The sequence below is a fragment of the Paenibacillus sp. FSL H7-0442 genome, assembly GCF_038593105.1.
Taxonomy (GTDB): Bacteria; Bacillota; Bacilli; order Paenibacillales; family Paenibacillaceae; genus Paenibacillus; species Paenibacillus polymyxa_D.
Genome location: NZ_CP151963.1, coordinates 4,677,690 through 4,690,395, shown reverse-complemented (window position 1 = coordinate 4,690,395; position 12,706 = coordinate 4,677,690). Strand labels below are relative to the sequence as shown.

7 protein-coding genes, 15 tRNA genes and 2 rRNA genes are annotated in these 12,706 nt (G+C 48.1%); 22 read left to right on the top strand and 2 right to left on the bottom strand.

The window, feature by feature from the left end; translation table 11 throughout:
• Window positions 1-273 precede the first annotated feature (273 nt).
• From MHH57_RS20810 to MHH57_RS20730, 17 genes are all read left to right on the top strand, one after another.
• Window positions 274-1,829: ribosomal RNA gene (locus tag MHH57_RS20810) — 16S ribosomal RNA — on the top strand.
• A 353-nt stretch (window positions 1,830-2,182) separates the two neighbouring features.
• Window positions 2,183-5,111 (top strand): 23S ribosomal RNA (locus MHH57_RS20805).
• Together the 16S and 23S rRNA genes with 15 tRNA genes alongside form the textbook arrangement of a ribosomal RNA operon.
• 67 nt (window positions 5,112-5,178) lie before the next feature.
• Window positions 5,179-5,254, top strand: a tRNA-Asn gene (locus MHH57_RS20800).
• Window positions 5,255-5,257: 3 nt separating this feature from the next.
• Window positions 5,258-5,349, top strand: a tRNA-Ser gene (locus MHH57_RS20795).
• Window positions 5,350-5,366: 17 nt separating this feature from the next.
• A tRNA-Glu gene (locus tag MHH57_RS20790) sits at window positions 5,367-5,438 on the top strand.
• A 68-nt stretch (window positions 5,439-5,506) separates the two neighbouring features.
• A tRNA-Val gene (locus tag MHH57_RS20785) sits at window positions 5,507-5,582 on the top strand.
• A gap of 26 nt (window positions 5,583-5,608) precedes the next feature.
• Window positions 5,609-5,685: transfer RNA gene (locus MHH57_RS20780), tRNA-Met, on the top strand.
• Window positions 5,686-5,700: 15 nt separating this feature from the next.
• Window positions 5,701-5,777 (top strand) — tRNA-Asp (locus MHH57_RS20775).
• Window positions 5,778-5,814: 37 nt separating this feature from the next.
• Window positions 5,815-5,887 (top strand) — tRNA-Phe (locus tag MHH57_RS20770).
• A gap of 22 nt (window positions 5,888-5,909) precedes the next feature.
• Window positions 5,910-5,985: transfer RNA gene (locus tag MHH57_RS20765), tRNA-Thr, on the top strand.
• Between the two features lie 5 nt (window positions 5,986-5,990).
• Window positions 5,991-6,076 (top strand) — tRNA-Tyr (locus MHH57_RS20760).
• 7 nt (window positions 6,077-6,083) lie between these two features.
• Window positions 6,084-6,157 (top strand) — tRNA-Trp (locus MHH57_RS20755).
• Between the two features lie 17 nt (window positions 6,158-6,174).
• Window positions 6,175-6,247: transfer RNA gene (locus tag MHH57_RS20750), tRNA-His, on the top strand.
• 10 nt (window positions 6,248-6,257) lie between these two features.
• Window positions 6,258-6,332, top strand: a tRNA-Gln gene (locus tag MHH57_RS20745).
• 7 nt (window positions 6,333-6,339) lie between these two features.
• Window positions 6,340-6,411: transfer RNA gene (locus MHH57_RS20740), tRNA-Gly, on the top strand.
• A 12-nt stretch (window positions 6,412-6,423) separates the two neighbouring features.
• Window positions 6,424-6,498: transfer RNA gene (locus MHH57_RS20735), tRNA-Cys, on the top strand.
• A gap of 11 nt (window positions 6,499-6,509) precedes the next feature.
• Window positions 6,510-6,588, top strand: a tRNA-Leu gene (locus tag MHH57_RS20730).
• Between the two features lie 45 nt (window positions 6,589-6,633).
• Here MHH57_RS20730 and MHH57_RS20725 read toward each other — a convergent pair.
• Complete coding sequence (locus MHH57_RS20725; RefSeq protein WP_342434468.1) at window positions 6,634-6,795, bottom strand: hypothetical protein; 162 nt, start codon at window positions 6,793-6,795, stop codon at window positions 6,634-6,636.
• A gap of 648 nt (window positions 6,796-7,443) precedes the next feature.
• Window positions 7,444-7,653, bottom strand: a complete 210-nt coding sequence (locus tag MHH57_RS20720) for a hypothetical protein (protein ID WP_342434467.1) — start codon at window positions 7,651-7,653, stop codon at window positions 7,444-7,446.
• A gap of 225 nt (window positions 7,654-7,878) precedes the next feature.
• On the opposite strand from MHH57_RS20720, the gene MHH57_RS20715 reads away from it, so the two are divergent.
• From MHH57_RS20715 to MHH57_RS20695, 5 genes are all read left to right on the top strand, one after another.
• Window positions 7,879-8,400, top strand: a complete 522-nt coding sequence (locus MHH57_RS20715; RefSeq protein WP_340956803.1) for a MarR family transcriptional regulator — start codon at window positions 7,879-7,881, stop codon at window positions 8,398-8,400.
• Window positions 8,381-9,157: a Fe-S cluster assembly ATPase SufC gene (gene sufC / locus MHH57_RS20710; RefSeq protein WP_029518161.1), complete on the top strand. Its 777-nt coding sequence runs from the start codon at window positions 8,381-8,383 to the stop codon at window positions 9,155-9,157. The genes MHH57_RS20715 and sufC overlap by 20 nt, the downstream gene beginning before the upstream one ends.
• A 47-nt stretch (window positions 9,158-9,204) precedes the next feature.
• Entirely contained in the window at window positions 9,205-10,488 is a 1,284-nt protein-coding gene (gene sufD / locus MHH57_RS20705; protein WP_342435184.1) for a Fe-S cluster assembly protein SufD, read from the top strand.
• Window positions 10,489-10,531: 43 nt separating this feature from the next.
• Window positions 10,532-11,929, top strand: a complete 1,398-nt coding sequence (sufB, locus tag MHH57_RS20700) for a Fe-S cluster assembly protein SufB (RefSeq protein ID WP_165148429.1) — start codon at window positions 10,532-10,534, stop codon at window positions 11,927-11,929.
• A gap of 314 nt (window positions 11,930-12,243) precedes the next feature.
• Window positions 12,244-12,483 (top strand): NifU family protein, encoded by a 240-nt coding sequence (locus MHH57_RS20695; protein ID WP_013373004.1) that lies wholly within the window; start codon window positions 12,244-12,246, stop codon window positions 12,481-12,483.
• The last annotated feature ends 223 nt before the right edge of the window (window positions 12,484-12,706 follow it).

The following is a 12,706-nucleotide window of genomic DNA, read 5'->3' as shown; positions in this document are numbered from 1 at the left end:
TTTAAAGCAGGATAAACGTGTTGCATCAAGCGGAAAAAATAAGTTTTCAAAAAAAAGCTTGACGAAAAATGAGGTTATGTGTTACATTATTTAAGTCGCCGCTGAGACGCGGTGGTGAAACAAAGTAAGATGTTATGTAGGTTTGATCTTTGAAAACTGAACAACGAGTGAGTAAAACGATTTTGTTCGCAAAATCAAACAAGAGATATTTTTTATCTCGTCAGTTTCGAAGTGAGCTTATCGCTCTTTCTATAAACCAACTTCGGTTGGTCTTTAATGGAGAGTTTGATCCTGGCTCAGGACGAACGCTGGCGGCGTGCCTAATACATGCAAGTCGAGCGGGGTTATTTAGAAGCTTGCTTCTAAATAACCTAGCGGCGGACGGGTGAGTAACACGTAGGCAACCTGCCCACAAGACAGGGATAACTACCGGAAACGGTAGCTAATACCCGATACATCCTTTTCCTGCATGGGAGAGGGAGGAAAGACGGAGCAATCTGTCACTTGTGGATGGGCCTGCGGCGCATTAGCTAGTTGGTGGGGTAAAGGCCTACCAAGGCGACGATGCGTAGCCGACCTGAGAGGGTGATCGGCCACACTGGGACTGAGACACGGCCCAGACTCCTACGGGAGGCAGCAGTAGGGAATCTTCCGCAATGGGCGAAAGCCTGACGGAGCAACGCCGCGTGAGTGATGAAGGTTTTCGGATCGTAAAGCTCTGTTGCCAGGGAAGAACGTCTTGTAGAGTAACTGCTACAAGAGTGACGGTACCTGAGAAGAAAGCCCCGGCTAACTACGTGCCAGCAGCCGCGGTAATACGTAGGGGGCAAGCGTTGTCCGGAATTATTGGGCGTAAAGCGCGCGCAGGCGGCTCTTTAAGTCTGGTGTTTAATCCCGAGGCTCAACTTCGGGTCGCACTGGAAACTGGGGAGCTTGAGTGCAGAAGAGGAGAGTGGAATTCCACGTGTAGCGGTGAAATGCGTAGAGATGTGGAGGAACACCAGTGGCGAAGGCGACTCTCTGGGCTGTAACTGACGCTGAGGCGCGAAAGCGTGGGGAGCAAACAGGATTAGATACCCTGGTAGTCCACGCCGTAAACGATGAATGCTAGGTGTTAGGGGTTTCGATACCCTTGGTGCCGAAGTTAACACATTAAGCATTCCGCCTGGGGAGTACGGTCGCAAGACTGAAACTCAAAGGAATTGACGGGGACCCGCACAAGCAGTGGAGTATGTGGTTTAATTCGAAGCAACGCGAAGAACCTTACCAGGTCTTGACATCCCTCTGACCGGTCTAGAGATAGACCTTTCCTTCGGGACAGAGGAGACAGGTGGTGCATGGTTGTCGTCAGCTCGTGTCGTGAGATGTTGGGTTAAGTCCCGCAACGAGCGCAACCCTTATGCTTAGTTGCCAGCAGGTCAAGCTGGGCACTCTAAGCAGACTGCCGGTGACAAACCGGAGGAAGGTGGGGATGACGTCAAATCATCATGCCCCTTATGACCTGGGCTACACACGTACTACAATGGCCGGTACAACGGGAAGCGAAATCGCGAGGTGGAGCCAATCCTAGAAAAGCCGGTCTCAGTTCGGATTGTAGGCTGCAACTCGCCTACATGAAGTCGGAATTGCTAGTAATCGCGGATCAGCATGCCGCGGTGAATACGTTCCCGGGTCTTGTACACACCGCCCGTCACACCACGAGAGTTTACAACACCCGAAGTCGGTGGGGTAACCCGCAAGGGAGCCAGCCGCCGAAGGTGGGGTAGATGATTGGGGTGAAGTCGTAACAAGGTAGCCGTATCGGAAGGTGCGGCTGGATCACCTCCTTTCTATGGAGAATCGTTTCCTGCGATGGAAACATTCAAATATGAAGCGTAAGCTTCAAAACTCAGGTTTAGGCCTGTTACTCACTCGTTGCTCAGTTTTGAGAGCTCAAACTCTCAAGCTTCGACGAATACTTCATTCACACATCCGTGTGGAACCGAAATATTCATCGGGTTTCGCTTCGATGAAGCGAATTGCACCTTGAAAACTGGATACCGAAACGAAATTGCGTTTTAGAATATTCCTTTAAGCTGATCTTGTGTAAACAAGTGAAATAAAGGTAGCTGCCTTGAATTTCATTCACACGTAAGTGTTGAACCGAAATTCAAAGCAAATCGTATTTACGATGTAAATACTAGGTTAAGCTACAAAGAGCACACGGAGGATGCCTAGGCGCCAGGAGCCGACGAAGGACGTGGCGAACAACGATAAGGCCTCGGGGAGCTGTAAGCAAGCTTTGATCCGGGGATGTCCGAATGGGGAAACCCGGCTGTCTTCATCGACAGTCACTTTCTGCTGAATACATAGGCAGAATAGAGGCAGACCAGGGGAACTGAAACATCTAAGTACCCTGAGGAAGAGAAAACAATAGTGATTCCGTCAGTAGCGGCGAGCGAACGCGGATTAGCCCAAACCAAGGAGCTTGCTCCTTGGGGTTGTGGGACGTCTCACATGGAGTTACAAAGGAACCGGTTAGATGAAGAGGTCTGGAAAGGCCCGCCAGAGAAGGTAAAAGCCCTGTAGTTCAAAACTTGTTCTCTCCGAGACGGATCCCGAGTAGTGCGGGGCACGTGAAACCCCGTATGAATCCGGCAGGACCATCTGCCAAGGCTAAATACTCCCTGGCGACCGATAGTGAAGCAGTACCGTGAGGGAAAGGTGAAAAGCACCCCGGAAGGGGAGTGAAATAGATCCTGAAACCGTGTGCTTACAAGAAGTCAGAGCCCTATTTATGGGTGATGGCGTGCCTTTTGTAGAATGAACCGGCGAGTTACGTTCCCGTGCAAGGTTAAGGTGAAGAGCTGAAGCCGCAGCGAAAGCGAGTCTGAATAGGGCGAATGAGTACGTGGACGTAGACCCGAAACCGGGTGATCTACCCCTGTCCAGGGTGAAGGTGCGGTAACACGCACTGGAGGCCCGAACCCACGCATGTTGAAAAATGCGGGGATGAGGTGGGGGTAGCGGAGAAATTCCAATCGAACCCGGAGATAGCTGGTTCTCCCCGAAATAGCTTTAGGGCTAGCCTCGGAAAGAAGAATCGTGGAGGTAGAGCACTGATTGGGTGCGGGGCCCGCAAGGGTTACCAAGCTCAGTCAAACTCCGAATGCCATAGATTTAGTTCCGGGAGTCAGACAGTGAGTGCTAAGATCCATTGTCGAAAGGGAAACAGCCCAGACCATCAGCTAAGGTCCCCAAGTGTGTGTTAAGTGGGAAAGGATGTGGAGTTGCACAGACAACCAGGATGTTGGCTTAGAAGCAGCCACCATTGAAAGAGTGCGTAATAGCTCACTGGTCGAGTGACTCTGCGCCGAAAATGTAACGGGGCTAAACACACCACCGAAGCTATGGCTTGATGCATTGCATCAGGGGTAGGGGAGCGTTGAATGCGGGTTGAAGGTGTACCGTAAGGAGCGCTGGACTGCATTCAAGTGAGAATGCCGGTATGAGTAACGAAAAGATCTGTGAGAATCAGATCCGCCGAAAGCCTAAGGGTTCCTGAGGAAGGTTCGTCCGCTCAGGGTAAGTCGGGACCTAAGGCGAGGCCGATAGGCGTAGTCGAAGGACAACAGGTCGAAATTCCTGTACCACCGTAATCCGCTATGAGCGATGGGGTGACGCAGTAGGGTAGTGACGCGGACGGATGGATGTCCGTCTAAGCAGTGAGGCTGGTGTGTAGGCAAATCCGCACATCGTTAAGGCTGGGCTGTGATGGGGAGCGAAAATTATAGTAGCGAAGGTCATGATCTCAGACTGCCAAGAAAAGCCTCTAGCCAGGAGAAGGTGCCCGTACCGCAAACCGACACAGGTAGGCGAGAAGAGAATTCTAAGGCGCGCGGAAGAACTCTCGTTAAGGAACTCGGCAAAATGACCCCGTAACTTCGGGAGAAGGGGTGCCTCGGTAGGGTGAATAGCCCGAGGGGGCCGCAGTGAAAAGGCCCAAGCGACTGTTTAGCAAAAACACAGGTCTGTGCGAAGCCGCAAGGCGAAGTATACGGGCTGACGCCTGCCCGGTGCTGGAAGGTTAAGGGGAGTGGTAAGCTCGCAAGAGCGAAGCTATGAACCGAAGCCCCAGTAAACGGCGGCCGTAACTATAACGGTCCTAAGGTAGCGAAATTCCTTGTCAGGTAAATTCTGACCCGCACGAATGGCGTAACGACTTGGGCGCTGTCTCAACGAGAGATCCGGTGAAATTTTAATACCTGTGAAGATGCAGGTTACCCGCGACAAGACGGAAAGACCCCATGGAGCTTTACTGCAGCTTGATATTGAATTTGGGTACGATCTGTACAGGATAGGTGGGAGCCGTCGAACTTTGAGCGCCAGCTTGAAGGGAGGCATCCTTGGGATACCACCCTGATCGTATCTAGGTTCTAACTTGGTACCGTAAACCGGTGCGAGGACAGTGTCAGGTGGGCAGTTTGACTGGGGCGGTCGCCTCCTAAAGAGTAACGGAGGCGCCCCAAGGTTCCCTCAGAATGGTTGGAAATCATTCGAAGAGTGCAAAGGCAGAAGGGAGCTTGACTGCGAGACCTACAAGTCGAGCAGGGACGAAAGTCGGGCTTAGTGATCCGGTGGTACCGCATGGAAGGGCCATCGCTCAACGGATAAAAGCTACCCTGGGGATAACAGGCTTATCTCCCCCAAGAGTCCACATCGACGGGGAGGTTTGGCACCTCGATGTCGGCTCATCGCATCCTGGGGCTGAAGTAGGTCCCAAGGGTTGGGCTGTTCGCCCATTAAAGCGGTACGCGAGCTGGGTTCAGAACGTCGTGAGACAGTTCGGTCCCTATCTGTCGTGGGCGTAGGAAATTTGAGAGGAGCTGTCCTTAGTACGAGAGGACCGGGATGGACGTACCGCTGGTGTACCAGTTGTTCCGCCAGGAGCACCGCTGGGTAGCTATGTACGGAAGGGATAAGCGCTGAAAGCATCTAAGCGTGAAGCCCCCCTCAAGATGAGATTTCCCAGTATGTAAGACCCCTTGAAGACGACGAGGTAGATAGGTTGGGGGTGGAAGTGCAGTAATGCATGGAGCTGACCAATACTAATCGGTCGAGGGCTTATCCTAAAAATAAAACGCAAATGAGTTTCGGATCCAGTTTTCAGGGTGTAACCTTGAAACAAATGCTTAATATTCCCTGATAGCTCAGTTGGTAGAGCACTCGACTGTTAATCGAGTTGTCACAGGTTCGAGTCCTGTTCGGGGAGCCATATGGAGAGGTGTCCGAGTTGGCCGAAGGAGCACGATTGGAAATCGTGTAGGCGCCAAAAGCGTCTCGAGGGTTCGAATCCCTCTCTCTCCGCCATAATTATTTTATTGTATGGCCCGTTGGTCAAGGGGTTAAGACACCTCCCTTTCACGGAGGTAACAGGGGTTCGAATCCCCTACGGGTCATAAAAATATCATAAAAAAACTTGCAATAAAAAGTTTATTATGGTATAATATGAAAAGTGTTTCGGTGTGGAGGCTTAGCTCAGCTGGGAGAGCATCTGCCTTACAAGCAGAGGGTCGGGGGTTCGAGCCCCTCAGCCTCCACCATTTGAAAATTTTATATTTATTATTGTCGCGGGGTGGAGCAGTTCGGTAGCTCGTCGGGCTCATAACCCGAAGGTCGCAGGTTCAAATCCTGCCCCCGCAACCAATTAAAAATTATTATGGAACTGTGGTGTAGAGGCCTAACATGCCTGCCTGTCACGCAGGAGATCGCGGGTTCGAATCCCGTCAGTTCCGCCATTAGTATTATAACGTGTAATGAAGAGCCTTATTCTAAGGCTCGGTAGCTCAGTCGGTAGAGCAGAGGACTGAAAATCCTCGTGTCGGCGGTTCGATTCCGTCCCGAGCCACTTTTAATTGAATATTTTATGTGCCGGTGTAGCTCAACTGGTAGAGCAACTGACTTGTAATCAGTAGGTTGGGGGTTCAAGTCCTCTCGCCGGCACCATTTTTGGAGGATTAGCGAAGTGGCCAAACGCATCAGACTGTAAATCTGCTCCCTTACGGGTTCGGTGGTTCGAATCCATCATCCTCCACCAGTTTTATAGGGGCATAGTTTAAAGGTAGAACAACGGTCTCCAAAACCGTTGGTGTGGGTTCAATTCCTGCTGCCCCTGCCAATTATTCATTACTTGCGGCGGTCGTGGCGAAGTGGTTAACGCACCGGACTGTGACTCCGGCATTCGTGGGTTCAAGCCCCATCGGCCGCCCTTTACTTATTGGGGATTAGCCAAGCGGTAAGGCAACGGACTTTGACTCCGTCATGCATAGGTTCAAATCCTATATCCCCAGCCATCTTTATGCGGACGTGGCTCAGCGGTAGAGCATCGCCTTGCCAAGGCGAGGGTCGCGGGTTCGATTCCCGTCGTCCGCTTTGTTATACTCTGGCGCCATAGCCAAGTGGTAAGGCAAAGCTCTGCAAAAGCTTTATTCCCCAGTTCAAATCTGGGTGGCGCCTCCATAATTGAATACGCCGGCGTGGCGGAATGGCAGACGCGCTCGACTCAAAATCGAGTGGGAAACCGTGGAGGTTCGAGTCCTCTCGCCGGTATTAACTAAAAGAGTTCATTAGAGACATTCTCTAGTGAGCTTTTTTTTATTTGAGCTTTAGTACCCCACTCATTGCTTGAGCTGAAGACACCTTTGAGTTGTATTCCAGATGCGAATAAATATTTGCCGTTGTTGCATAATCGCTGTGGCCTAACCATTCCTGAACTTCTTTCATGCTTACCCCTAATACATCTACATAAATATACATAAATATACTCCAGGTATTCAAGACAATAAGAATTGTCAGAAGATAAGCGATAGGATTCCTGTTATTCCTTCATACGAATCAGAAGCTCATAGAACGTGTCCACCAGTGGCAGATTACCGGATAGAGTAGCCGCTTTTACTCTTACAGCATATCTTCGTTTTCAACCGCGAGTGCTTGTCCTTCCATATGATAATTCTTCCTGGCTTCCTGAAGCAAGATTTCGGCTCTTTTCTTGGTTCCTTTTATTTAAGCTCCGTAGGGATCCATTTCGGTTATCGTTTACCATTCTCATCTTTACAGTTAGGCGGATGTCCCGTTACGCTTTCTCCTCTTCCAACAACTCCAGAGGGTGAACCCGATCCTTTTTCAAATACCGGTTGAGCTTCGGAATGGATTTGCTACAAAAGTGGTAGCTGAATCCGCCGATGGATTGCTTTAGCGCCCAGAAGGTACATTTGATTTTGAACCGGGCGGTATAAAGTTCGATGATCTAGGTCGCCTCCAGTGTCAGATCGGTGCTGGCTAGAATGGAGCATCGCCTGTTCGGATTCACCAGCAATAACCACAGTATACTCTTTGGCCCCATAACATATCCACCACAGGTAACTGACGGATTATTCTTTGCCATACATGCTCACGATAGCGTACTCAAACGCGGCGATACAGCTTTAAAACAGCTCGGCCAAGCACCACCTTCGTCCTCTTTTTACGGTAGCGACCCCAGTCTGTGGCAGGTGTACCATGACGTTCATAGGCAACGGTATTGGACTTGGCTTCGGTTACCAGATCCATCCGGATGCTGCCGAATTGGTTCCATTGTTCAACCCCCGCAAAGCAGGATTGATCAGAGGTATTCAAAACTATTTCCGGGACGTGCCCTAGTAAAAACACAGCATGAGGCCTATGACAATGACAACAAACCCGTGAAATGCGACTTCAAAATTGCGTCACATTTAACACAATTGATATTGATTATCAATATCAATTGTGTTAATATGATTTTGTTCACTAGTGAACAAAAAGTAATCTAATGGAGACACTGAACTTGGTCTCAACTACTACAAGAGAGGGGAGATTGGGAAATTGGAGTTTCAAAATCATTTTAAAGGTCATCTTTACGAGCAATATATTAAAATGCTACATCTGAATGAGCTGTATACTGAACAAGAATTTAACTCGTTTCGGCAACAGGCCAGAAAGTACCAGATTGACATGCTTTCCAACAATATTACTAGTGTGCACGTTATTGATTGCATTGGTGATTATGAACCGATAAATCATACCGGGATTGTGGAGAAGATGGGGTTGTCCAAAGCTAGCATTACTAAAATTAGTGCAAAGCTGCTGGAAATGGGCTTCATTATGAGAAGTCAACTGAACAGCAATCGTAAGGAGATTTACTTTAGTTTAACGGATAAGGGAAGACACGTTTATCATTTGCATAAAGAAATGCACAAAGAAAAAGAAGAAAGGTTTTACCAATTCATTGAATCCTATTCAGAGGTTGAGCAGCAGACTATTGGAAAATTTATGAGTGATTTGGTGGCGCGTGCCGAAGAATACTCCGAAGGGAAGTTTACGATAAATGACGACATTAAAGATTGAGGAATTAAGATCCAAGATTGAAGGGAAAGAAATTTTAAAAGGGCTCACACTGGAGATTCATGGCGGAGAGATTCATGCGATTATGGGGCCTAATGGGACGGGGAAAAGTACATTGGCTTCAGCTTTAATGGGCCATCCCAAATATGAGGTTACTGGCGGTAAGGTGACATTGGACAATGAAGACCTTCTGGAGATGGAGGTGGATGAGCGTGCCCAGGCAGGCTTGTTCCTCGCAATGCAATACCCAAGTGAAATTGCTGGCGTGACCAACTCGGATTTTCTCAGAAGTGCCATCAATGCACGGCGTGAAGAAGGCGATGAGATATCCTTAATCCGTTTTATCCGTGAAATGGAGAGCAAAATGAAGGGGCTGGAGATGAACCCGGAATTTGTGCATCGTTATTTGAATGAGGGATTCTCTGGCGGTGAAAAAAAGCGGAATGAGATTTTGCAAATGATGCTACTTGAACCCAAGTTTGTGATCCTGGATGAAGTGGACTCAGGGCTTGATATTGATGCACTGCGTATTGTGGCCAATGGCGTAAATGAGATGCGCAGCCCGGATAGAGGATTTTTAATCATCACCCATTATCAACGACTGTTGAATTATATTACCCCGGATTTTGTGCATGTCATGATGCAAGGCCGGATAGTTAAATCTGGCGGTCCGGAGCTTGCCCACCGTTTGGAGGCTGAAGGGTACGATTGGGTGAAGGAGGAACTTGGGATTACGGATGAGACGGTAAGGGATGCTTAAAAGCCGGAGAGGAGGAACAGCACGTGGATATACAAGCTAGAGTTTCAATGAATGTGGACGATTTACGCGCATGGTCAAGCGCTAAGGATGAACCTCGTTGGCTGATTGAACGCCGCGTTCATGCACTCGAACTGGAAGGGACGCTGGAGTTGCCTAAAGTGGAGAAAATCAATCTTGAAAAATGGGATATCTACGAAAGTGGAGATTACAAAGCTGAGAATGCGTGGTCTAGTTTGGAGGAAGCGCCGGAGGTTGTTCGAGGTTTGGTTGCTTCTCCGGTGAAAGGCGGACTAATCGTTCAGTTCAACTCGGATGTAGTGTATACGAAATTGTCCGAGAGCTTAGCCGCCCAGGGAGTCATTTTAACGGATCTGCATACTGCGGCAAAAGAGCATGAGGAGCTGGTTCAACGTTATCTCTTTCAGGCAGTAAAGCCAGAAGAACATCGTTTATCTGCTGCACACAGTGCCTTATGGAGTGGTGGCGTTTTTCTATATGTCCCAGACGGTGTAGAGGTTGAAGCACCTATTCAAGCGATCTTTCTTAACGATACAAGCGGTGTGTGTTTTGCTCCTCACGTCTTAATTGTGGCAGGGAGCAACAGCAAGATCACTTATGTGGATAATTGTGTATCGAGTGGTGATGATGTCAAGGTATTGCATAACGGTGTGACGGAGGTCTTCGCGGGGGCGGGCTCAAAGGTGCAAGTAGCTTCGGTTCATCAGCTTGCTGTAACTACAACAGATTTCACCCAGCGACGGGCGGTCGTTCTTGCTGATGGGGGTGTGGAATGGATTATCGGTGAGATGAACAATGGTTATACCGTGAGCGATACCAAGACTTTGCTACAAGGCAACGGGGCGGTCTCCGACAATAAGGTGATTGCTATTGGCACGGGCAATCAAAAATCGAGCTATACAGCTCAAGCTCAGCATTTTGGCAGAAGCTCGGTAAGCCAGATGATTACGCGTGCAGTCATTCTTGAAGAAGCTACGGCCATTATCAACGGCATTACAAAGATTGAAAAAGGTGCAACCCATTGTGATGGTCAGCAAACAGAACGCGTGCTTATGTTAAGTCCTAAAGCTCGCGGCGATGCCAATCCGATCCTGCTGATAGATGAGGATGATGTAACCGCGGGTCATGCTGCATCCGTGGGGCAAGTAAATGCAGAGCAAATCTATTATCTGATGTCGCGCGGGATATCACGGAGTGAAGCCGAACATCTTGTTATTTTCGGATTTCTCGCTCCTGTCATTTCGGAGATCCCGCTGGAAGGTGTTCGCAGTCGCCTAAAAGATTTAGTGGAAAGCAAGCTCGGCAGATCATAGCAAATCAAAATGAATCTTGAAAGGTTAAAAAGGAGTGATACCAATGGCTAAAAAAGCACCAGATATGGGCGAATATAAATATGGGTTTCGCGACAAGCACCAGTCTATTTTTCAATCTGGAAAAGGTCTGACGGAAGAGATTGTCCGGGAAATTTCCCGAATCAAGGAAGAGCCGGAGTGGATGCTCAATTTTCGGTTGAAAGCTTTGAATCAATTCTACAAAATGGCGATGCCTGAATGGGGAGCGGATTTGACCGAGCTAAATCTTGATGACATCCAGTATTACGTTCGCCCTTCTGAAAAACAGGGAAAGACCTGGGAGGAGGTTCCTTCCGAGATCAAAGCAACCTTTGACAAGCTGGGAATCCCTGAAGCGGAGCAAAAGTTCCTGGCGGGCGTATCCGCTCAATATGAGTCGGAAGTAGTTTATCACAGCATGCGGAAAGAGCTGGAGGATCAGGGCGTTATTTTCCTTGATACGGATAGTGCATTAAAGCAATACCCCGAAGTGTTTAAGCAACATTTTGGGACGATCATCCCTCCCGCCGACAATAAATTTGCGGCGCTTAATAGTGCGGTTTGGTCAGGCGGTAGCTTTGTATACATTCCGAAGGGTGTTCAGTGCGAGGTACCTATACAAGGTTATTTCCGTATTAATTCTGAAAATATGGGTCAATTCGAGCGGACATTAATTATTGCCGAAGAGGGCAGCTTTGTCCATTATGTTGAAGGATGTACAGCACCTATTTATAGTACCAGTTCTCTGCATAGTGGAGTTATTGAAATTATTTGCCGGAAAGATTCCCGTGTCCGTTACACGACCATTCAGAATTGGGCTCCTAATATCTACAACTTGGTAACCCAAAGGGCTGTGGCAGAAGAAAATGCCACAATGGAATGGGTGGACGGCAACATCGGCTCCAAGGTAACAATGAAGTATCCGGCAGTATTATTGAAAGGACGGGGAGCCAAGGGGTCCATCCTGTCTATTGCCGTAGCCGGTAAAGATCAGCATCAAGATGCTGGCGCGAAGGTAATTCACCTTGCTCCCGAGACAACATCTACGATTATATCCAAATCCATCAGCAAGCAGGGCGGAAAAGTAAACTACCGAGGGTTGTCCAGCTTCAGCCGCGATTCCGCAGGGTCCAAGTCCAATATTAAGTGCGATACGTTGATATTGGACCACATGTCAACATCAGATACGATTCCGTACAATGAAATTAAAAACGACCAGATTACTTTGGAGCACGAGGCAACAGTATCCAAAGTGTCCGAGGAACAATTGTTTTACTTAATGAGCCGCGGGCTTACAGAACAAGATGCTACACAAATGATTGTAATGGGCTTTATTGAACCGTTTACCAAAGAATTGCCAATGGAATATGCCGTTGAAATGAATCGGTTGATTCAATTTGAGATGGAAGGAAGCATCGGTTGATTCATTAATTTAATAGATCAAACCTTTATCATTCTTTAAAGAGGTGCTAGTAATGAAGAAAAATAATTCGGACGATTCAGAACTAGCTCAAATTACCCGAGAGATACGAAAACTTCAGTTCTGCTTCAATATGCTGTCAGGATTGAGCGCAAGTTGTGGTGTGATGATACCTTTAGACTCTATTCTTACGCTTATAAGGGAACTTTCGGATCAAGAGGTCACTCTTAGGCAAAAAGCAAAGGATCACTCAGACGATCTAGGGTGAAAAAAGGTATGAATGACGGTTGGTAAAGAAAATGGGAGGAATTGACATAATGGATGAAAATGGAGTTTTATTCGATGAAGTATCGGAAGTTCTTCTCAAACTACGTCCTTTCTTACTGCGTGACGGTGGAGATGCTGAACTGGTCGAAGTTGAGAACGGTATAGCAAAATTAAGATTTTTGGGAGCTTGCAATGGTTGCCCAAGTGCTACGATTACGTTAAAGGTTGCTATTGAGCGCGCAATTCTTGAGGAAATTGATGATATTAAAGAAGTTGTACAAGTGTTCTAAATTCCTTGATACTGAGCAACTGAGTTAGTCCTGTCGCAGACCATAGCTACGGAAGTTGATCCCGCTGCTCAATACCAAAGTACATTGACAGATTACCTTGCGGGTCGAAATCGACGAGCAGCGCTTATCTCCCTTCATTAAACAAGGTATTATCAATATTATATTCGGTATCGAGTGGGAAACCGTGGAGGTTCTAGTCCTCTCGCTCATACACAAAAGGGTG

What these genes read in the sequence shown, in the direction of transcription:
- MHH57_RS20725 (WP_342434468.1), bottom strand. Translation starts at nt 6,795, where the DNA reads ATGTATATTTATGTAGATGTATTAGGGGTAAGCATGAAAGAAGTTCAG.
- sufC (WP_029518161.1), top strand. Translation starts at nt 8,381, where the DNA reads ATGACGACATTAAAGATTGAGGAATTAAGATCCAAGATTGAAGGGAAA.
- sufD (WP_342435184.1), top strand. Translation starts at nt 9,205, where the DNA reads ATGAATGTGGACGATTTACGCGCATGGTCAAGCGCTAAGGATGAACCT.
- sufB (WP_165148429.1), top strand. Translation starts at nt 10,532, where the DNA reads ATGGCTAAAAAAGCACCAGATATGGGCGAATATAAATATGGGTTTCGC.
- MHH57_RS20695 (WP_013373004.1), top strand. Translation starts at nt 12,244, where the DNA reads ATGGATGAAAATGGAGTTTTATTCGATGAAGTATCGGAAGTTCTTCTC.